General features: G+C 66.5%; 19 protein-coding genes. 11 read left to right on the top strand and 8 right to left on the bottom strand.

Annotated features, from left to right (window positions below):
• Genes OK349_RS17415 through OK349_RS17405 form a run of 3 tightly spaced genes read right to left on the bottom strand, consistent with a single transcriptional unit; the run spans nucleotide 1 to nucleotide 3,292 of the window.
• On the bottom strand, nucleotides 1–1,473 hold the full coding sequence (locus OK349_RS17415; RefSeq protein ID WP_265119174.1) for an FGGY family carbohydrate kinase: 1,473 nt from the start codon (nucleotides 1,471–1,473) through the stop codon (nucleotides 1–3).
• The gene (locus OK349_RS17410; protein WP_265119173.1) at nucleotides 1,473–2,432 is read right to left on the bottom strand and encodes a transketolase family protein; all 960 of its coding nucleotides are present in this window, start codon (nucleotides 2,430–2,432) and stop codon (nucleotides 1,473–1,475) included. Before OK349_RS17410 ends, OK349_RS17415 begins: the two co-directional genes overlap by 1 nt.
• Nucleotides 2,429–3,292, bottom strand: coding sequence for a transketolase (locus OK349_RS17405; RefSeq protein ID WP_265119172.1), 864 nt, complete (start codon nucleotides 3,290–3,292; stop codon nucleotides 2,429–2,431). The genes OK349_RS17410 and OK349_RS17405 overlap by 4 nt, the downstream gene beginning before the upstream one ends.
• 252 nt (nucleotides 3,293–3,544) lie before the next feature.
• Here OK349_RS17405 and OK349_RS17400 point away from each other — a divergent pair, with 252 nt between their 5' ends.
• From OK349_RS17400 to OK349_RS17380, 5 genes are all read left to right on the top strand, one after another.
• A complete protein-coding gene (locus OK349_RS17400) occupies nucleotides 3,545–4,213 on the top strand; it encodes a DUF2291 family protein (protein WP_265119171.1) in 669 nt (222 codons plus the stop codon).
• Between the two features lie 7 nt (nucleotides 4,214–4,220).
• Nucleotides 4,221–5,774, top strand: a complete 1,554-nt coding sequence (locus OK349_RS17395; RefSeq protein ID WP_265119170.1) for a sugar ABC transporter ATP-binding protein — start codon at nucleotides 4,221–4,223, stop codon at nucleotides 5,772–5,774.
• 8 nt (nucleotides 5,775–5,782) lie between these two features.
• On the top strand, nucleotides 5,783–6,832 hold the full coding sequence (locus OK349_RS17390; RefSeq protein ID WP_265119169.1) for an ABC transporter permease: 1,050 nt from the start codon (nucleotides 5,783–5,785) through the stop codon (nucleotides 6,830–6,832).
• A gap of 134 nt (nucleotides 6,833–6,966) precedes the next feature.
• Nucleotides 6,967–7,707 carry a DeoR/GlpR family DNA-binding transcription regulator gene (locus tag OK349_RS17385; RefSeq protein ID WP_265119168.1) on the top strand — a complete coding sequence of 247 codons (741 nt, stop codon included), beginning with the start codon at nucleotides 6,967–6,969 and terminating at the stop codon, nucleotides 7,705–7,707.
• Complete coding sequence (locus OK349_RS17380; protein ID WP_265119167.1) at nucleotides 7,704–8,672, top strand: D-ribose ABC transporter substrate-binding protein; 969 nt, start codon at nucleotides 7,704–7,706, stop codon at nucleotides 8,670–8,672. Before OK349_RS17385 ends, OK349_RS17380 begins: the two co-directional genes overlap by 4 nt.
• Before the next feature lie 650 nt (nucleotides 8,673–9,322).
• Here OK349_RS17380 and recJ read toward each other — a convergent pair.
• From recJ to OK349_RS17360, 4 genes are all read right to left on the bottom strand, one after another.
• The gene (gene recJ, locus OK349_RS17375; protein ID WP_265119166.1) at nucleotides 9,323–11,077 is read right to left on the bottom strand and encodes a single-stranded-DNA-specific exonuclease RecJ; all 1,755 of its coding nucleotides are present in this window, start codon (nucleotides 11,075–11,077) and stop codon (nucleotides 9,323–9,325) included.
• A 79-nt stretch (nucleotides 11,078–11,156) separates the two neighbouring features.
• Nucleotides 11,157–11,795, bottom strand: coding sequence for a PIG-L deacetylase family protein (locus OK349_RS17370; protein WP_265119165.1), 639 nt, complete (start codon nucleotides 11,793–11,795; stop codon nucleotides 11,157–11,159).
• A 4-nt stretch (nucleotides 11,796–11,799) separates the two neighbouring features.
• Entirely contained in the window at nucleotides 11,800–13,098 is a 1,299-nt protein-coding gene (locus tag OK349_RS17365) for an MFS transporter (RefSeq protein ID WP_265119164.1), read from the bottom strand.
• Nucleotides 13,099–13,228: 130 nt separating this feature from the next.
• Nucleotides 13,229–14,707 (bottom strand): S41 family peptidase, encoded by a 1,479-nt coding sequence (locus OK349_RS17360; RefSeq protein ID WP_265119163.1) that lies wholly within the window; start codon nucleotides 14,705–14,707, stop codon nucleotides 13,229–13,231.
• 247 nt (nucleotides 14,708–14,954) lie between these two features.
• On the opposite strand from OK349_RS17360, the gene rpsU reads away from it, so the two are divergent.
• The 6 genes from rpsU to OK349_RS17330 all read left to right on the top strand — a co-directional run bounded on the left by rpsU (nucleotide 14,955) and on the right by OK349_RS17330 (nucleotide 18,981).
• Entirely contained in the window at nucleotides 14,955–15,161 is a 207-nt protein-coding gene (gene rpsU, locus OK349_RS17355; protein ID WP_010162663.1) for a 30S ribosomal protein S21, read from the top strand.
• Between the two features lie 121 nt (nucleotides 15,162–15,282).
• Entirely contained in the window at nucleotides 15,283–15,906 is a 624-nt protein-coding gene (locus OK349_RS17350; RefSeq protein WP_265119162.1) for an FKBP-type peptidyl-prolyl cis-trans isomerase, read from the top strand.
• Between the two features lie 225 nt (nucleotides 15,907–16,131).
• Nucleotides 16,132–17,562 (top strand): cytochrome ubiquinol oxidase subunit I, encoded by a 1,431-nt coding sequence (locus OK349_RS17345; RefSeq protein WP_265119161.1) that lies wholly within the window; start codon nucleotides 16,132–16,134, stop codon nucleotides 17,560–17,562.
• Nucleotides 17,552–18,559 carry a cytochrome d ubiquinol oxidase subunit II gene (gene cydB / locus OK349_RS17340; protein ID WP_265119160.1) on the top strand — a complete coding sequence of 336 codons (1,008 nt, stop codon included), beginning with the start codon at nucleotides 17,552–17,554 and terminating at the stop codon, nucleotides 18,557–18,559. Before OK349_RS17345 ends, cydB begins: the two co-directional genes overlap by 11 nt.
• Nucleotides 18,556–18,678 (top strand): DUF2474 domain-containing protein, encoded by a 123-nt coding sequence (locus OK349_RS17335; RefSeq protein ID WP_265119159.1) that lies wholly within the window; start codon nucleotides 18,556–18,558, stop codon nucleotides 18,676–18,678. Before cydB ends, OK349_RS17335 begins: the two co-directional genes overlap by 4 nt.
• A gap of 99 nt (nucleotides 18,679–18,777) precedes the next feature.
• The gene (locus tag OK349_RS17330; RefSeq protein ID WP_265119158.1) at nucleotides 18,778–18,981 is read left to right on the top strand and encodes a hypothetical protein; all 204 of its coding nucleotides are present in this window, start codon (nucleotides 18,778–18,780) and stop codon (nucleotides 18,979–18,981) included.
• A 1-nt stretch (nucleotide 18,982) separates the two neighbouring features.
• Here the strand turns inward: OK349_RS17330 and OK349_RS17325 are convergent, their stop codons facing one another.
• Complete coding sequence (locus OK349_RS17325; RefSeq protein ID WP_265119157.1) at nucleotides 18,983–19,315, bottom strand: hypothetical protein; 333 nt, start codon at nucleotides 19,313–19,315, stop codon at nucleotides 18,983–18,985.
• Nucleotides 19,316–19,407: the final 92 nt, after the last annotated feature.

Here is a 19,407-nt window from a genome sequence, read left to right as displayed (position 1 = left end):
TCAAACTTGCGCGAGCGTCCGACGCACCGCCGCATGCCAATCCGCGTGGACCGCTTCGCGTCGAGCAGCGTCCATCGCTGGCACGAACGTGACTGCGTCGTCGAGCGCGGCGGCGGGCACGCGAGCTGGCATCCCGGCGGCCATGCGCGCGGCACCGAGCGCACTCAGCTCCGGACTGGAGCAGCGAGTCACCGGGCGGTCGAGCAGGTCGGCGAGTAGCTGCAGCAGGAAGTCGTTTCGCGTGGCGCCGCCGTCAGCCGAGATACCGGGCATCACGGCGCCGAGGTCGGCCTCCATCGCATGGCAGACGTCGACGATCTGCATTGCGATCGCCTCGAACACCGCGCGCGCGATATGCGCGGGGGTTGTCGCTAGCGTGAGACCGGTCAGCAGCCCGCGCGCGTCGGGCTGCCAGTATGGCGCGCCGAGACCAGCGAGCGCCGGCACGAACACCACGCCGCCCGAATTGGGAACGCTCTGGGCGAGTGCCGACAAAGCAGTTTCGTCGGCAAGCCCAAGCAGCCGCATGCCGAACGCGGCGGCTTGCCCGGAAACGGTGATGTTGCCCTCCAACGCGTGCCGGACGCCGCCCACCTCGCGACTCCAGCCGATCGTCCCTGACAACCCGTTGGCCGAGCTGATGGGCGCATCGGTGAGCATCATGATCGAGGAGCCCGTGCCGACCGTCACCTTCGCGGTGCCCGGCGCATCGATGCCGTGGCCGAACAGGGCCGCGTGCGAGTCGCCCATAATCGCGTGGATCGGCACGCCGGCCGGCAGCGCGGTCACCCCCGCGGCGGCGGTGCCGAACAAGCTGTCCGAAGCCCGGACGGCCGGCAGGAGGGCAAGCGGTATCCGGAACAGCTCGGCGAGCCCGGCGTCCCAGTCGAGGCTGTGCCGGTTGAACAGCTGGGTGCGCGACGCATTGCTATGATCGGTCGCATGGCTTTCGCCGGCAGTAAGCTTCCAGAGCAGCCAGGAATCCACGGTACCGGCGCGAAGCTCGCCGGCTTCGGCGCGAGCACGGCCCCCGGGTACGGAGTCGAGCAGCCAGCCGAGCTTGGCGGCGGAGAAGAGCGGATCGATGCCCAATCCGGTGCGCTCGACCAATAACGGCTCGTGCCCCGCAGCACGTAGCGCTGCACAGCGGTCAGCCGAACGACGGCATTGCCAGCTGATCGCGGGTGCGAGCGGAATCCCGGTAGCTGCGTCCCACAGCACGATCGTCTCGCGCTGGTTGCTGATCGCGAGCGCTTCGACCGCAATATGGGGGTTTTCGGCGACAAGATCGGCGATCGCACCGGCGACGCTCGTCCAAATGTCATCCGCCGGTTGCTCGACCCAGCCAGGGCGCGGATGCGCGAGGGTCATCGGCCGGGCCGCGCGCGACAGGATCGTACCGTCCTGCGCGACCAGCAGCGCTTTGGTATTGGTCGTTCCCTGGTCGATCGCCAGGATCGCCGAAGACGGCATCAACCGCGCCTTTGCGCGATCAGATCCCGTGCGGCGCTGGCGATCCCGTCCGCGGTCAAGCCGGCGCGCTCCATCAGCCACTCGGCCGAGCCGGTGGGTTGGAACCCGTCAAAGCCCAGGATTCGCATCGGCACGGGTTGGCGGGTCGCGACGATCTCCGCAACTGCGCCGCCCAGGCCGCCGCGAACGACATGCTCCTCGGCCGTGACGATCCCGCCGGTCTCGCGGGCGGCAGCGAGCACCGCAGCCTCGTCGAGCGGCGCGATCGTCGCCATGTTGACCACGCGGGCCTCTATGCCTTCGGCTGCGAGCACTTCGGCGGCGGCGAGTGCGCGGTATACGAGCGTGCCGGCCGCGATGATCGTGAGGTCGACGCCGTCGCGCAGCGTCTCGGCCTTGCCGATCTCGAACGGCGCGGCATGCTTGAGTTCGGGCACCGGCATGCGGCTGATGCGGATGAACACCGGGCCGTCATATGCCGCCGCCGCGCGGATGGCTGCCGAAGTCTCCGAAGGGTCGGCAGGAACGATCACAGTCAGGCCGCGCATTGCGCGCAACCAGGCGATATCCTCGGTCGAATGATGCGTGGCGCCCAACTCGCCATAAGCGACGCCGCTGGAAATGCCGCACAGTTTCACATTGGCATTGCTGTAGGCGACATCGGCCTTGATTTGCTCGAGCGCGCGCGCGGTGAGGAAGCAGGAAGCGCCGCTGACGAACGGGATCTTGCCGCCATTGGCGAGGCCAGCGCCGACGCCGACCATGTTCTGTTCGGCGATGCCGACGTTCACCAGCCGATCGGGAAAGCGTTCGCGGAACTTGCCGAGCTTGCTCGACCCGACGCTGTCGTTCACCACCGCCACGATACGCGGATCGTTGGCGGCCAGCGCTTCAACCGTACGCACATAGGCATCGCGGCAGTCGAACATGCCGGCGGGAGCTGCGACGGAAGCGCTCACGCCTCCGCCTCCGAAAGCGTCAGCTCCTCGATCGCCTGGGCATATTGCTCGGCGTCAGGCACGCCATGGTGCCAGCTCGCCTGGTCGTGCATGAAGGAAATTCCATATCCCTTGAAGGTGTTGGCGATCACGCAGCGCGGCTTGCCGCAGCCGGCGGCCCCGAGCGTGCTGAGCAGCGCGGAATGGTCATGACCGTCGACCTCGACCACGTCCCAGCCGAAGGCGCGCCATTTGTCGCCGAGCGGCTCGAGCCCGTTGGTATCCTCGGTACGCGCGCCCTGCTGGAGCCGGTTGCGGTCAACAATGACGGTGAGCTTGTCGAGCTTGCGGTGGCCGGCGAGCATCGCCGCTTCCCACATGCTGCCCTCCTGTAGCTCGCCATCGCCGGTGAGGACGAAGACGCGATAGTCAGCGCGGTCAATCTGGCCGGCGATGGCGATGCCCACCGCGACCGGAAGCCCGTGTCCAAGCGGGCCGGTGTTGGTCTCGACCCCGGGCAGGTACATGCGGTTGGGATGGCCGTTCAGCCGCGAATTGGGCTGAAGATAAGTCGACAGTTCCTCTTCGGGGAAGAACCCCGCCCCGGCGAGCGCGGTGTAGAGCGCGCCGGTGCAATGGCCCTTGCTCATCACGAAGCGATCGCGCGCGGGATGGAGCGGATTGGCCGGATCGTAGCGCATCACGCCAAAATAGAGAGCCGCGAGCACATCGGTGGCGGACATGTCGCCGCCCGGGTGGCCCTGCCCCGCCTCGAAAATCATGTGGATACTGCGCCGGCGCATCCAATTCGCGCGGCTGCGGACCGTCGCAATCGCGGAATCGTCGCCGCTCCCCTGCCCGGCGATGGGATTCTGTAACAAGCTCAACCTCCTGTGGAACTCCGATGTATCGGGAACCCGGCGCGCTCACAAGTGAATCCTTCGATTATTTTCGTTTTTCCGCGGCAGCGGCGGTCTCCTCGGGTGGCAGAAATCTCGCTAATTCGCGAGAGGAAATCCCGAGAATTGTGTTTTGACGGTTTGACAAGGCGAGATTCACTGGGCATCCTCGCAACACAAAATGAAAATTACCGAAGCTAAAGCGTCAATTTCTGCGGCGCTCGGAGAGGGGAGTTGAAGGTCATCGCATCGCTGCGCCACATCGATCTTACGGCCTTTTTTGCCGTACTCCTCGGCGCGACCCTGCTTGGCGGCTGCAAGGTGCTGACAATCGAAGAGGATCGCGCCCTGCGCGCGCGCCGCGGCGGCGATTTCGATGCCGCGCGCTATGTTGAGGAGATCTGGGCGGCGAAGGCCATTCCCGCGCTCGACCGGCGGGCAGTCCCCGCCGACAAGCTCGTGCCGGCAATCGATGCCGATCTGGAGCGTGCGGGTGTCGAATTGGGCCGACGCGCCGGCGAAGGGTCGGCATGGACCTTCGTCGTCAGCGGGACGGGCGTGGTGTCCAGCGTCGATGCCGCCTCGCGGCGCGGTGGCGCCGAGGTGACGTTGGCCGGGATCGTACCAGCGCGTACCGTGCGGCTGCAGATCGGACCGGTGGTTTCGGGCACGGCGATCCGGGACGCGCTCCCCTTCGTCGCGTTCAACGACTTCGCCAACCAGCTCGCCTTCGCCGATGTCGGCCGCGCGCTCACCGCGCGTGCCTTGCGGACACTGCGGCCTGGGATCGCGCAACTGCGGCCGGGGCAGGCGATCCGCTTCACCGGCGTGGTCAATGTCCGCGCGCCCGACGAGCCGCTGGTGGTGACGCCGGTCGCGCTCAGCATCGGCGCGGTAAGCTGACTGCGCCATGGCTGCCGCCCCGATTCCGCTCCGCGCCGAAGCCATGGTCAAATCCTATGGCGCGACCCGTGCGCTGCGCGGCGTCGACTTCGCGGTGCATGCTGGAGCGGTCAACGTGCTGATCGGCGAGAATGGCGCGGGCAAGTCGACCCTGATGCGCATCCTCGCCGGCGTCGAGCGGCCTGATCACGGCCGCTTGCTGCTCGACGGTGTTCCGGTTTCCTTCGCTTCGGTCCGCGAAGCGGCGCGCCGGGGCATCGGCATCGTTTTCCAGGAGCTCAACCTCTGCCCGAACCTCTCGGTCGTCGAGAACATCTTCCTCGGCCAGAGCATCGTCAACGGCGTCCGGATCGACAAGGCCGCGGAGCGCAAGCGCGCGGCCGAGGTGCTGGCACGGCTCGGCACGAACATCGACCCGGATACGTGCGCCGGCGATCTTCGCATCGGCCAGCAGCAGATCGTCGAGATCGCGCGTGCCCTCGCCGAGGACGCCCGCATACTGATCCTCGACGAGCCAACCTCCGCATTGAGCGAGGGCGAGGTGGCGGTGCTGTTCGACGTCATCGCGGAGCTCAAGCGCGACGGCGTCGGTATCGTCTATATTTCGCACCGGCTCGAGGAGCTGATGCGGATCGGCGATCACATCACCGTCATGCGCGATGGCGCGGTGGTTGCCTCCGTGCCCGCGAATGAGGCTTCCGTGCCGTGGATCGTCGAACAGATGCTCGGCGAAGCAGGCGCGTTGGCGCCGCGGCCACCCATATCCTCAGCGGGCGCGACCGTGCTCGAGATCGAGCATGCGACGGTGCGTCGCCCCGATGGCGCGCCACTGGTCGACGATGTGTCGCTCACCTTCCGCGGCGGCGAGATCGTCGCGATCTATGGCCTGCTCGGCGCCGGACGGACCGAGCTGTTCGAATATATCCATGGCGCGCGCGGGGGCGAAGGCGTGATCCGGCTGTGCGGTGAACGGATCGACCGGCTGTCGATCGCCGAGCGGATCGAGCGTCGCCTGCTGCTCGTCCCCGAGGATCGCCAGCGTGAGGGGCTGTTCCCCAATCTCCATGTCGGCGGCAACCTCAGCATGTCGTTCCTCGACCGGCTGGCGCGGCTGGGCCTGCTCTCGCTCCCCGCCGAGAAGGGCGCGGTCACGCAGATGATGGGCCGGCTGGGGATCAAGGCGCCCTCGGGCGAGACGCCGATCGGCGCGCTCTCGGGCGGCAGCCAGCAGAAGGTGGTGATCGGCCGTTGCCTGATGCGCGAACCTACCGCGATCCTGCTCGACGAGCCCAGCCGCGGGATCGACGTGGGCGCGCGCGCCGAGGTGTTCGAGACGATGCGAGCGCTCTCCGCCGAGGGGATCGCGATCGCTTTCACCACCTCGGATCTGATCGAGGCGCTGACCATCGCCGATCGTATCGTGGTGATGGCCGGTGGCCGGGTAACCGGAGACTTCGCTGCCGACGCGGCTGATCAGGCGATGCTGGTGCAGGCCGCCAACGGCATCTTCCAATCCCATTCCCAGGCGTCGCCGATGACGGCCGCGCACGGCCAGCATTGAAGGCGATCATGGCGACAACGGCATCCTCCACTGCGCTCAGCGGACCCCGCGCCGAAGGGCCGGGCATTGCCGCGCTGCTGATCAAGCTGCGCGCACTGATCGCACTGCTCGTGGTGTTCGCCTTCTTTTCGGTGATGGCGCCCAATTTCCTGTCGGTCGGCAGCATGCTGATCATGGCCAAGCATATCGCGATCATCGCGATCCTGGGCATCGGGATGAGCTATGTGATCCTGACCGGCGGGATTGATCTGTCGGTGGGATCGATCGCGGGTTTGTCCGGCATGGTCGCGGGCGCGCTGATCCTCAATGGCCTGGTGATCGAGCCGCTGGGCTATGTCATCTATCCCTCGATCCCCGTGGTGATCCTGATCGTGGTGGTGTTGGGCGGGCTGATCGGACTGGTCAATGGCACGCTGGTCACGCGCTTCGGCGTGGCGCCGTTCATCGCCACGCTGGGCATGCTCTATGTCGCGCGCGGCGCCGCGCTGCTGCTGTCGGATGGAACGACCTTCTCCAATCTGGTGGGCAGCCCGGATTATGGGAATGAGGGATTTCCGATGCTGGGCGCCAGCCGCATGCTGGGCGTGCCGCTGCCGGTGCTGATCGTGCTGGTGCTCGCGCTAGCCGCAGCCCTGGTCGCTTCGCGCACGCCGTTCGGGCGGCATGTCTACGCAGTCGGAGGCAATGCGCGCGCGGCGCTGCTATCGGGGGTGCGTGTGGGGCGGGTGAAGACGGCAGTCTATGTGATCTCTGGCATGTGCGCCGCGCTGGTCGGGCTGCTCGTCGCCTCGGACCTGGTTTCCGCCCATCCGGCGAGCGGCGAGACCTTCGAGCTCAGCGCAATCGCGGCGGTGGTGCTGGGCGGCGCCTCGCTCGCCGGCGGACGCGGCACAATCGGCGGGACCATCATCGGTGCGTGCGTCATCGGCACGTTGAGCGACGGCATGGTGATGATGGGCGTCAGTGAATTCTGGCAGATGGTGATCAAAGGTACGGTAATTGTCGCGGCCGTGATACTCGATCAACTTCAGAGCCGGCTTGCCGGCGCGAAGGATTGAGGAGCAAGATGGCGCAGCAGCGCAAAATCAAAGGCCGCACAACGCCGGCGGCAACTTCAGGTCCGGCCGCAAAGGAACACCCCGAAACGAGGGCGCGGGGCCGCCGTGCCTTGCTTCTCGCCGAACCGCGACGGATGAAGATGCTCGCCTGGCTCCAGGAGGAGGGCAGCGCGCGCGTGCGCGACCTCGCCGAGGCCTTCTCGGTTTCCGAAGTGACGGTGCGCCAGGATCTCGAACGGCTCGAGGCGGAGGGACATATCGTCCGCGAGCATGGGGGCGCCTATCTCAAGTCGGTGCCCCAGCAGGTACGCGCGATGGCGCTGCACCACCTCGTCAACATGGAGCAGAAGCGCCGCATCGGCCGCGCTGCCGCGGCGCTGGTCGAGGACGGCGAGACGATCATCCTCGATTCAGGCTCGACCACCACAGAGGTGGCGATGCATCTCAGCAGCCGTGAGCATCTGACGGTGATCACAAATGCACTAAACATCGCGCTGATGCTCGGGGCGATGCCGACCTGCACGGTCCATATGCCAGGCGGCCAGTTCAAGGCGCCGACGCTGTCGCTGTCGGGCGAACGCTCGGCGGACTATTTCAAGGGCCTGTTCGCCGAGAAGCTGTTCCTCGCGACTGCTGCGGTCTCGTTCGAAGCAGGGCTCACCTATCCCGCGATCGCCGACATCACGGTCAAGCGCGCGATGATCGAGGCCGCGTCGCGCGTCTATCTGCTCGCCGACTCGAGCAAGATCGGGAAGACTTCGTTCTCATCGCTCGGCGGGATCGACGATATCCACGTTCTCATCACGGACGACGGCATCCGCGACGCGGACCGCCGTGCGTTCGCCGATGCCGGCATCGAGGTAATCATCGCATGATCCAATGGCGCTCCCGGACCTTCCTCATCGCGGGAGCGCTCGTCGCGGCCGCTGCGGCATTGTTGCTGCTGGCGATCCCGTCGGCGAATCAGTCGAAGCTGGTCGTCATCATCACGCCCTCGCTCGACAATCCCTTCTTCGGGCAAGAAGCGATCGGCGCCGAGGAGCGCGCCCGCGCGCTCGGCTATGAGACACTGAAATTCTCGCATGGCGACGACGCCTACAAGCAGAGCGAACTGATCGACAATGCGATCGCGCGCAACGCGGCCGCGATCATCCTCGATAATGCCGGTGCCGACGCCAGCGTCGCGGCGGTGCTGCGCGCGAAGAACGCCGGCGTGCCGGTGTTCCTGATCGACCGAGAAATCTCCTCGCGCGGCGCCGCCGAAGTGCAACTCGTCTCCAACAATTACCAGGGCGCGACGCTGGGCGCGCAGGCCTTTGTCGAGGCGTTGGGCGAGAACGGCGCCTATCTCGAACTGGTCGGACGCGAATCGGATACCAACGCAAGAATCCGCTCGCGCGGCTATCACGACGTGCTCGATCAATATCCCGGCATGAAGATGGTCTCGCGCCAGAGCGCCAACTGGGATCAGGCGCAGGCCTTCTCGGTCACCCAATCGGTGCTGCAGGCGCATCCGGGGATCAAGGGCGTGATCGCGGGGAACGACACGATGGCGCTGGGCGCGATCGCGGCGCTGGAGAGCGCCGGGCGCCGCGATGTGGTGGTGGTCGGCTTCGACGGTTCGAACGACGCGCGCGACGCGATCCTTGCCGGCAAGATGCGCGCGACCGTGCTCCAGCCGGCGCAGCGCCAGGCGCAATACGCCATCGATCTCGCCGACCGCTATCTCAAGACCGGCAGCACCGGCCAGCCCGAGAAGCTGCTGATGGACTGTTTCCTCGTCGAGAGGGATAACGCGCCGCAGCTCAAGAACTTCGCGCTGACCACGGACTCAAGATAGAAGATCCTATAGCAAAGTACCGCTACGGTGTCGGCGCCTGGCAATGTCGATCACTGTGCTAGCGATGGCATTCAATCTCAAATCGGCCATGCTCTCTGTGGAGATTCTCCAGGTCGCCGATGACGATGACCTTCGTTGATACGGATCGCGGATAGCCGCCTCGCAAGGTCGTGTCCGCTTTAACAGTCTGCTCGTCTGGAAGCCGCCGGTCCGGTAGCGGCCCAAATCCCGTCGTCCAGCTGAGCAGATCAGCGATGTCCGCTATCGCTTGCTCGTCGGTTCAAAGCTGCCAGGCGGCTGACGGCCCAAGTCCTGCCGTGGACAATCTTGCCCGCGCGTCGTGCCCTCCCCTCACTTACCAGCGGCGGCAGGTGAACGCCCCATTCTATCGCACAATGTCCAGCAAAATTGATGGTATGTGTGATGGTATCATACTCACCGCAAAAGCCATTTGTCTGCGATATCAATTACTTACCTGCAGTTTACCACTTCCGTAGGGGTCACCAGCAGACTCGAAATCATGCGGGGCATGATTTCGGCCGCTGGTGACGGCGGCGAACAGCCGCCGGGTGGCGTTTCAACAAACTCCGACCTGCCAGCTGGTGACGGCGGCGACAGCCGCCGGGTGGCCTCTCCAATTTCCCAGCGCCTCAATCCGCCCAGGCGGCATCTTCGACATGAATCTCCGCCGCGGGCCGCGCGCCCCAGTCGTCGATCTTGGCCCGGCCGGCGATCCACAGCCGCCGGTCGCGCGGCGCGCCGAGCAGGGCAAGGCCGAGCGGCGTCTCGGCGGCGCGGAACGCCACGCATTTGATGCTGCGCCCGTCCTCGCCCGCGACGATCGCGCGGACATGGCCGTTGCCGACGATGCCGCACTTGATCATCCGCACCGGCCCCGCCGCGACGCGCGGCGCGGGCCAGCCCATGCCATAGGGGCCGCCGGCCTCCATCGCGTTGACCAGATCGGGATTGACCCCGCCCGGCGCGAGCACCGCGTCGAGCAGCAGCGCGCGTTCGCCCGAAGCGCGCGCGACATTCTCGGCCAGCTTGGTCTCCAGAAAGGCGGCGAACGCAGCGATCTGTCCCTCGGCCACGGTCACGCCCGCCGCCATCGCATGCCCGCCGCCCGCGATCAGCAGCCCGGCCTCCTTCGCCGACAGGATCGCCGCGCCGAGATCGACCCCTGCGATCGAGCGGCCCGAGCCTTTGCCGATGCCGTCCTCGCCGATCGCGATCACGATCGCGGGCCGGCCGATCTTTTCCTTGAGGCGTCCCGCGACGATCCCGATCACCCCGGGATGCCAGCCGCGCGCCGCGACCACTGCGACCGCGCCCTTGGCTGACATCGCCTCGGCCGATTGCTGCACCTCGCCCTCGATCGCGCGGCGCTCCTCGTTGAGGCGGTTGAGTTCCTCGGCGATCGCGCGCGCCTCGTCGGCGTCTTCCGTCGTCAGCAGCCGCACGCCGAGGTCCGACTTGCCGACGCGCCCGCCGGCATTGATCCGCGGCCCCAGCGCGAAGCCGAGGTCGGAGCAGGTCGGTGCCCGCGTCAGCCGGCTCGCCTCGATCAGTGCGTTCATGCCGACGTTACGCCGCTGCGCCATCACCTTGAGACCCTGCGCCACGAAAGCGCGGTTGAGCCCCTTGAGCGCCGCCACATCCGCCACCGTGCCCAGCGCGACGATGTCGAGCAGGTCGAGCAGCTTGGGCTCCGTGCGGCTCGCGAAGAAGCCGCGCCCGCGCAGCACGCGCACCAAAGCCGCCCCGAGCAGCCAGGCGACGCCGACAGCAGCGAGATGCCCGTGCTCGCGGCCTTCCTCCTCGTCGAGGCGATTCGGATTCACCAGCGCCAATGCGACCGGCAGCTCGGAGGCGCATTTGTGGTGATCGACCACGATCACCTCGGCGCCGGCCGCCTTGGCCTCGGCCAGTGCGTCGAACGCCATCGCGCCGCAATCGACCGTGATGATCAGGTCCGCGCCTTCGCGCTTCAATCGCACCAGCGCTTCGCCCGAGGGACCATAGCCCTCCATCAGCCGGTCGGGGATATAGGCGCGGGGATCGAGACCGAGATCGCGCAGCAGCCGGATCAGCAATGCCGCCGAGGTCGCGCCGTCGACGTCATAGTCGCCGAACACGGTCACCGCCTCGCCGCGCTGCACCGCGTCGGCCAGCCGCTCGGCCGCCTTGTCCATGTCGCGGAAGATCGAGGGGTCGGGCATGAAGGCGCGGATGCTCGGCGCGCGATGCGCCTCCAGCTCCTCGCGCGCGCAGCCGCGGGTGAGCAGCAGCTGAGTCACCAGGTCATCGGGCGCGAATCCCGGATCGCGCGCATCCGCCGCCAGCCCGCGCCAGCGCCAGGGCTGGCCGAGGATCGAGCTGTGGACGTTGAGCACGGGAGTCATCCGGGGGTCTTAGCGCGGATCGAGGGGCAGGGGAATCGTCCGCCATCGATTCACGGTGCTTCTGAACTTCTCTCAACGATCATCGCAACGCCACATAGCGTTCCAGCGGGCGCGCAAAGGCGTCGAGCTCGCGGGGCATGATTTGAAATCCTTCGGGATCATCGCGGATACTCCCGAGCTGCGTGTGATGAAGCCGGATCAGCGAGCGTTTCGCCGCTGAATTGACCGGCAGGGTCCAGAGGCGGCCGCGCCGTAGCGGATGCGGCGGCCAGACCCGGTAGCCGAGCAGGCGGACATGCTTGCCAATTGCATCGAGAGCAATGGCGACCGCCTGGTGATCTGGATGCGCATCGTCGCGTGTGGGGCCAACGATCAGATCGAGCCGCGGCAATCGGCGGATCTGCCTGGTCAATGCGCGGCGGCAATCGTCCACGCTCGCCCCTCCATCGGGCAGACCCAGAAAATGGATCGACGCGGGCATCACCCCCAATCGACGAAGCGCACGCCGCGTTTCCATCTGGCGCGCGGCGATCAGCCGGCGGCGCGGCCATTTGCGGCTGTGCGGGTGCGATGCCGCGCCATCGGTCGCCACGGCGACATGCACCGTGGTTCCTCGTCGAATGAGATAGGCGATAAGCCCAGCCGCGCCGATCAGCTCGTCGTCGGGATGCGGAGCGACGACAAGCGCCGCGCGCGCATGGGCGACATGCAGCCTCACGACATCAATCCTCGAGGATGCGGCTGTGCGTCCGCGTGTCGCGCATCCGCAGGTACACCACCAGCGATACCCCGATCATCCCCGTCACATACCAGTAGAAGCCGCGCTCGAACCCGGCGTCCTTGAACCACAAGGCAACATATTCCGCCGTCCCGCCGAAGATCGCATTGGCCAGTGCATAGGGCAAGGCGACGCCGAGCGTGCGGATATGCGCGGGGAACAGCTCGGCCTTCACCACCGCGTTGATCGAGGTGTAGCCGGTGACGATCACCAGCGCGCCGAGCATCAGCGCGAACGCCGCCCAGGCGCTGGTCACCTGCTCCAGCGCAGTGAAGATCGGGTAAGTGCCCAATACCCCGAGCACCCCGAAGCCGACCATCAGCGGCTTGCGCCCGATCCGGTCGGAGAGTGCGCCCGCCAGCGGCTGGATGCACATGAAGACGAACAGCGCGGCGGCGTTGATCTCCGACGCCGTCTCGCGGTCGAAGCCCGAGGTGTTGACCAGGAACTTCTGCAGGTAGATCGAATAGGCGTAGAAGGCGAGCGTGCCGCCAGCGGTCAGCGCCATCACCAGCAGGAACTCGCCCGGATGTTCCCTGAGCAAGGCCAGCGCGCCGGTCCTGCGCCCCTCCGCCCTGGCATTGTGGAAGCTCTCGGTCTCCGCGAGGCGCCGCCGCAGCCAGAACACGATCACCGCCAGCGCGCCGCCGATGAAGAAGGGGATGCGCCAGCCCCAGCTCTCCAGCGCCGCCTCGCTCATCGACGCCTGCAGCACCAGCAGCACGCTGAGCGCGATGAGCTGGCCCGAGATCAAGGTGACGTACTGGAAGCTCGAGAAGAAGCCGCGGCGCTTCTTGCCCGCCATCTCGGAGAGATAGGTCGCGCTCGCGCCATATTCGCCGCCGATCGACAGCCCCTGGATCAGCCGGGCGAACACCAGCAATGCCGGTGCCACCCAGCCGATCGTCTCATAGCCCGGCGTCACCGCGATCAGCAGCGATCCCGCGCACATCAGCGAGACCGACAGCGTCAGCCCCGCCTTGCGTCCGTATTTGTCGGCATAGACCCCCATCAGCCACCCGCCGATCGGCCGCATCAGAAAGCCGACCGCGAACACCGCGGCGGTGTTCAGCAGCTGGGTGGTCTGGTCGCCCTTGGGGAAGAAATGCGGCGCGAAATAGAGGGTGAAGGCGGCATAGGCGTACCAGTCATACCATTCGACCAGATTGCCCGCCGATCCGCCCAGGATCGACTTGAGGCGCTGGCGCGTGTGCAGGTTTTCATTCGCAGTTATGACCGTCATCCCCACTCCTCAACCGTCACCCCGGCCTTGTGCCGGGGCCCACGGCTCCCGGTGGGCTGACCTCAAGCCTCTATGTGGCTGCTTGCCTTCCGGTGGACCCCGGCACAAGGCCGGGGTGACGGAAAAGGGATTAGAACAGCCCCGGCACCTCGCGCTGCGGCGTGGTCGGCCGATCGGGCGTCACCAGCTCCATCGGCTTGCTGAGCTGCGCACCGGCGGATTGCGGGGCAAGGCCGGGGGCGCTCGCCGACGCCGACGCGATCGCCGTGCAGCTGCGTCCGGCGAGGAAGTCGAGCGCCGCGCGCGTCGAGGCTTCGGCCGGGTCGCCCATCTGGCGGGTGATGTCGTCGCTCGCGCGGCAGGTCGCGCCCATGAACGCGGCGAGGCCGTCATAATAGGCGCCCTGGTGATTGGCGTTCTCCAGCGCGAAGGCGATGACGCGCAGCCGGTCGTCGCACGCTGCCTGGTCGAGCGCGATCTGGCCGACCGGCTTGCCATAGGTGTTGGTGCCGACCAGCGCCGAACGGTTGCCGAGATACGGAATGAAGGTGTTCATCACCAGCTCGCTCGCCGATGCCGAGCCGCCGGTGCCGATGAAGGCGATGCGCGTCGGGGCGATCGACTGCGCCTGGGGCGCGAAATAGACGGTCTCGTTCTCCGACGCCTTGGACGGGCGGAAGGTCACATAGTTGGCGACGGTCGACGTCGTGCGGTCTGCCCCGAGCAGGTTGTTCATGAGATCCGCGATCGAGATGAGCCCGCCTCCATTGTAGCGCAGGTCGATGATCACTTCGGTGATGCCCTGCGCCCTGAAATTGGCGAAGGCGTTGCGCAGCGGGCTCTCGGCCGTGTTGATGAAGGTGCGCAGGTTGACGTAGCCGACCTTGCGCCCGGCATCGTCGATCACCTTGGCGCCGTAGCGCGACGAGACCGGGGTGAGCGTGAAATCGGCCATCGCGAGCGTGACGTTGCGGGTGCCGGCGCCGTCGCGCACCTGGAACACGCGGGTGAGCCCCACGGCGGGCGAGCCGAGCGCGTTGTTGAGGCCGGCCGTCCCCTCGCTCGCCAGGATCGAGCTCACCGTGCGCAGGTTCGAGCTGTTGGTGCCGATCGACACGATCTCCGCGCCGCGATCGACCCCGCCGTTCAGCGCCGGCGCCCCCTCGAACGATTCGGTGATGACCAGCCGGTTCGACCCGTCGAGCGCGAGGCGGAAGCCGAAGCCCGCGCTCGAGCCCGAATTATAATAGGCATTCTCCTCGGCGATCGAGGTGATGTAGGTGAAAAACCGGTCCTTGCGCTGTGCCCGTGCGGTCGCGGTCAGCGCGTCGAGATAGGCCTCGACGGTCGAATAGGCGGCCGGGTTGAGGCCCGTGGGAAGCGTCTCGGGAAACAGATACCATTCGTTCATCCGCGCCGCGACCCAGTCCTGCCGCGCGCGCAGCGAACAGGTGCCCGACGGGCTCGGCGTCGGGGTGGCGCCGGTCCCGCCGCCACCTCCGCCGCCGCCGACGCTGCCGGAGCCGCCTCCGCCACAGGCGGAGAGCAACGCGAGGATGGCGGCCATCGCCGTCAGCCGGCCGGCGACACTCTTGGATACGCGCATCATTTCAGTACCTTACCCCGTTCGAATCGCGCCGCCAACCAGATCCGCAGGGCCGGCGTCACAACGATACGCCGATCATCTCCACTCGAGAGTAAAAGACAAGGCCATAGAGGAGGCCCCAGAGGGTGCCGCCGTGAAGTCGCACCCTTGTCTTTCCGCCCTCTCCCTGCTAGTGGCGCGTCCCAACGCCCGGGGCAGGTGCCTCGGCGAACCCTTTTCTATTGAATATGATTCGGAGTTGAACGGCTTTATGCAAATCATCGTTCGCGACAATAACGTCGACCAGGCGCTGCGGGCGCTCAAGAAGAAGCTGCAGCGTGAGGGCGTCTATCGCGAGATGAAGCTGCGCCGTCACTACGAGAAGCCGAGCGAGAAGCGCGCCCGCGAGCGCGCCGCCGCGGTCCGCCGCGCGCGCAAGCTCGAGCGCAAGCGCATGGAGCGCGACGGCGCGCGGTGAGTTTGGCGGGCGCGACGGCGCCCGTTAAGGCCTGTGGCGCCATCTGCGCTCGCGCGTGGGTGGCGTGACTTTTGTGACTTTCCGCCGCCTACTCCGCGCGGCTACCCGGGATAGCTGAGCCATGTCGACCGTCACCGCCGTGCCGATTGCGCCGACCAAGCGCAGCTATCTCGTCTGGCTGTGGATCGGCATCGCCGTGGCGGTCGCCGCCGCGGCGGCGCTGGCCTGGGTCGGCACCTCGACCGAGGCCGTCCGCGCCTCGCTGCCCAACGACAAGTTCCTGGCCGCGAACAAGCGACAGTCGGGCGTGATCGAGACCGCCTCGGGCCTGCAGTATGAAGTGCTCAAGCAAGGCACTGGCGCCAGCCCAACCGATGGTGACATCACGCTCGCCATGTACAAGGGCACGCTGCGCGACGGCACTCAGTTCGACGCCAGCCAGCAGCCGACCCCGCTGCCCGTCACCGGGATGATTCCCGGCTTCACCGAAGCGCTCAAGCTGATGAAGAAGGGCGGCAAGTACCGCATCTGGATCAAGCCCGAGCTGGGCTATGGCGCCGAGGCGCGCAAGGATCAGGCTGGCAAGGAAGTAATCCCCGCCAACTCGCTGCTGGTGTTCGAGGTCGAGCTGTTCGAGTTCATGCCGCAGGCGCAGTTCATGCAGATGATGCAGCAACAGCAGCAGATGGGCGGCGGCATGCCCGGGGGCCCGCCCCCGGGCGCCGGGCCCCCGCAGGGCCGCTGATTTAGAACCTGTTTGGAATGCGCCTTAGCGGCGCATTCGCCGCACCAGCCCGCTCCCCCACCCGGCCCCCATATGATGCTACCGCTGGGTGGCCGGGTGGGGGAGCGGGCTGGTGCGGCCTTCTCAAAACAAGCTTCCTTCCGGGAATTGCGTGCAAGCGCGGTTGCGCTTCACGTACTTGCGATGTCGAAAAAGAAGGCGCACTAGCCCCGGGCGGAGGGCAACGTGTTCGACGCATTCGACCCGATCATCCTGGCGCGAATCCAGTTCGCGTTCACGGTCAGCTTCCATTTCATCTTCCCAGCCTTCTCGATCGGGCTGGCCAGCTATCTGATGGTGCTGGAGGGGCTGTGGCTGCGCACCGGCAAGCAGCTCTATCTCGACCTCTTCAAATACTGGATCAAGATCTTCGCCGTAACCTTCGCGATGGGCGTGGTTTCGGGCATCGTCATGTCCTACCAGTTCGGCACCAACTGGGCGGTGTTCTCGGACAAGGCGGGGCCGGTGATCGGGCCGCTGATGGCCTATGAGGTGCTCACCGCCTTCTTCCTCGAGGCGGGCTTCCTCGGCGTGATGCTGTTCGGGATGAGCAAGGTGGGGCGCAAGCTGCACTTCGCCGCCACCTGCATGGTCGCGGTCGGCACCTTCATCTCGGCCTTCTGGATCCTCAGCGTCAACAGCTGGATGCAGACCCCGGTCGGCTATGCGGTCAACGAAGCCGGGCAGTTCGTCCCCGCCGCGCCGTGGTGGGACATCGTGTTCAACCCGAGCTTCCCCTACCGCCTGGTTCACACGGTGACCGCCGCCTATCTCACCACCGCGCTGGTGGTCGGCGCGGTCGGCGCCTGGCACCTGCTCCGCGACAAGACCGATCCGCATGCGCGGAAAATGTTCAGCATGGCGATGTGGATGGCGGCGCTGGTCGCCCCGGTGCAGATCTTCGCCGGCGACCAGCACGGCCTCAACACCCTCGAGCATCAGCCGCAGAAGGTGATGGCGATGGAGGGGCATTATCACAGCCATCCCGAGGGCGCGCCGCTGATCCTGTTCGGTATCCCCAACAGCAAGGAAAAGCGCGTCGACTATGCGATCGAGATCCCCAAGGCGGGGTCGCTGATCCTCAAGCATGATCCGAACGCGCCGCTCGCCGGGCTCGACACGATCCCCGACGCGGACGAGCCGCCGGTATGGATCGTCTTCTGGTCGTTCCGCATCATGGTCGGCATCGGCCTGCTGATGCTCGGGCTCGGCCTGTGGAGCCTCATCGCGCGCTGGCGGGGCAAGCTCTACGAATGGCCGCTGCTGCATCGCGCAGCGATCCTGATGGGTCCCTCGGGCTTCGTCGCGGTGATCGCCGGCTGGGTGACGACCGAGGTCGGGCGCCAACCCTTCACCGTCTATAACCTGCTGCGCACCGCTGACAGCGCCTCGCCGCTGGCCGCGCCCGCGGTCGGCGCCTCGCTGGTTGCGTTCGTGGTGGTCTATTTCGCGGTGTTCGGCTTCGGCACCTGGTATATCCTCAAGCTGATGGCCAAGGGTGCGCAGCCGCACGAGCCCGAGATCACCGATGACGCGCCGATCCGCACCGCGGGGATCGTGCCGGGGCCTGCCCAAAAAGAACTCAAGGAGCAGGGGGAGCTGCCCGATGGCCGTTGATCCCATCCTCGCGATGGTCTGGGCGTTCCTGATCGCCTTCGCAGTCTTCGCCTATGTGGTGATGGACGGGTTCGATCTCGGCATCGGCATCCTCTTCCCGGCCTTCGAGGTGGGGGAGGAGCGCGACAAGGCGATGAACTCGATCGCGCCGGTGTGGGACGGCAACGAGACGTGGCTGGTGCTCGGCGGCGGGGGGCTGATGGCGGCCTTTCCGCTGGCCTATGCGATCGTGCTGCCCGCGCTCTATCCGCCGATCATCGCGATGCTGCTGGCGCTCGTCTTCCGCGGCGTCGCCTTCGAGTTCCGCTGGCGCGATCCGGGGCATCGCCGATGGTGGGACCTGAGCTTCACCGCGGGCTCGTTCGTCGCGGCGCTGAGCCAGGGGATCATCCTCGGCGCGCTGCTGCAGGGAATCACGGTCGCCGACCGCGCCTATGGCGGCGGCTGGCTCGACTGGCTGACCCCGTTCACCTTGCTTACGGGGATCAGTGTGGTTGCGGGCTACGCGCTGCTCGGCGCGACCTGGCTGATCTGGAAGACCGACGGGCGCGGCCAGGAACATGCCTATCGTCTCGCCGGCTGGTTCGGCCTCGCAACCCTGGCGGCGATTATCGCGGTCAGCATCGCGACGCTCTTCCTGTCACACGGCTATTACCAACGCTGGCTCGACTTCCCGCAGGTGCTGGCGACCGCGCAGGTGCCGCTGCTCACCGCGATCACCGCCTTCGCCTTCCATCGCTCGCTCAAGAAGAAGCGCGAGGTGCGGCCCTTCTTCCTCGCGCTCGGGCTGTTCCTGATGGGCTTCATCGGCCTCGGGATCAGCATGTGGCCCTATGTCATCCCGCGCAGCGTCACCATCCTCGACGCCGCCGCGCCCGCGGCGAGCCAGGGCTTCATGCTGATCGGGGCGGGGCTGCTGATCCCGATCATCCTCGCCTACACCGCCTGGTCCTATTGGGTGTTTCGCGGCAAGGTCGGCGCGGAGGGCTATCATTGAGTACGGACGAGGCACCCGGTCCGCTATGGAAGCGGCTGGCGTGGATGGCCGCGATCTGGGCCGCCAGCGTCGCCATTCTGGGACTGGTCGCCGCGATCATCCGCTACTGGCTATCGTGAGCTCGTTCGCCTCGTCATACCGTTGAAAAGACCGTTTCTGTCAGCTTAACTTTGCCGCACATCGGCGGTATGAAAGCGCGTCATCAAATGGAGCGACTCATGCAGCGCTATGCGGGCGAGCTCACGCCGGCTGACAATCGACCGGCGATTCCCATGATGTTCGATGGCTGGGAATATGTCCCTTTCGAGGTTGCTGAGTGCGCCGAGCAGAAAGATGCGGAGCGTGATCAATCCTCGCCAGACCAGAAAGGCACGCCTGTGGACGAGATGGCCCGCGCAGAGGATCGTTCGCTAGACCGTTGACCTAATCTCTATTTCCCGCTTCGGGCGGGCTGGCGCTTTCGCGGATCGGCCGGAGGCGAGTGGCGAGGCTCAAGACGAACGGCCAGAACAATGTACTCACCATGTCGCCGGTTGTATCGACCCATCGCCACGTTCCGTGGTTGACCCGGTCGATCCCTTCGTTCGCCAGTTCGAGCGCGAGCACCGCGGCGAATGGCACAAACGTGGGAAGTGAGCGGCCCGAGATCAGGCGGGCGACTAGCAGGATCAGCATACCCGCATGGATATGGAGGATCGTGTTTCCAAGACCGGTATCATCAGCGATAGCGTCCTTAATTGCGGCGTAGAAGAGCATGGCGCTGCGCTACGACGGTTGAATGCGGCAGTCGAGAGCCGTCGTACTGGCGATACTGCTCATCCGACGATTGTCAGGCGGGCAATGTAGCG

Source organism: Sphingomonas sp. BT-65 (genome assembly GCF_026107375.2).
Classification (GTDB): domain Bacteria; phylum Pseudomonadota; class Alphaproteobacteria; order Sphingomonadales; family Sphingomonadaceae; genus Sphingomonas.
This window is presented reverse-complemented; position numbering and strand designations above follow the sequence as displayed.

Excerpts from the sequence above, each read along its gene's own strand:
- OK349_RS17415 (WP_265119174.1), bottom strand. The coding sequence starts at position 1,473 with ATGCCGTCTTCGGCGATCCTGGCGATCGACCAGGGAACGACCAATACC.
- recJ (WP_265119166.1), bottom strand. The coding sequence starts at position 11,077 with ATGACTCCCGTGCTCAACGTCCACAGCTCGATCCTCGGCCAGCCCTGG.
- OK349_RS17330 (WP_265119158.1), top strand. The coding sequence starts at position 18,778 with ATGCAGCGCTATGCGGGCGAGCTCACGCCGGCTGACAATCGACCGGCG.
- OK349_RS17360 (WP_265119163.1), bottom strand. The coding sequence starts at position 14,707 with ATGATGCGCGTATCCAAGAGTGTCGCCGGCCGGCTGACGGCGATGGCC.
- cydB (WP_265119160.1), top strand. The coding sequence starts at position 17,552 with ATGGCCGTTGATCCCATCCTCGCGATGGTCTGGGCGTTCCTGATCGCC.
- OK349_RS17390 (WP_265119169.1), top strand. The coding sequence starts at position 5,783 with ATGGCGACAACGGCATCCTCCACTGCGCTCAGCGGACCCCGCGCCGAA.
- OK349_RS17385 (WP_265119168.1), top strand. The coding sequence starts at position 6,967 with ATGAAGATGCTCGCCTGGCTCCAGGAGGAGGGCAGCGCGCGCGTGCGC.
- rpsU (WP_010162663.1), top strand. The coding sequence starts at position 14,955 with ATGCAAATCATCGTTCGCGACAATAACGTCGACCAGGCGCTGCGGGCG.
- OK349_RS17350 (WP_265119162.1), top strand. The coding sequence starts at position 15,283 with ATGTCGACCGTCACCGCCGTGCCGATTGCGCCGACCAAGCGCAGCTAT.
- OK349_RS17325 (WP_265119157.1), bottom strand. The coding sequence starts at position 19,315 with ATGCTCTTCTACGCCGCAATTAAGGACGCTATCGCTGATGATACCGGT.
- OK349_RS17395 (WP_265119170.1), top strand. The coding sequence starts at position 4,221 with ATGGCTGCCGCCCCGATTCCGCTCCGCGCCGAAGCCATGGTCAAATCC.
- OK349_RS17365 (WP_265119164.1), bottom strand. The coding sequence starts at position 13,098 with ATGACGGTCATAACTGCGAATGAAAACCTGCACACGCGCCAGCGCCTC.
- OK349_RS17380 (WP_265119167.1), top strand. The coding sequence starts at position 7,704 with ATGATCCAATGGCGCTCCCGGACCTTCCTCATCGCGGGAGCGCTCGTC.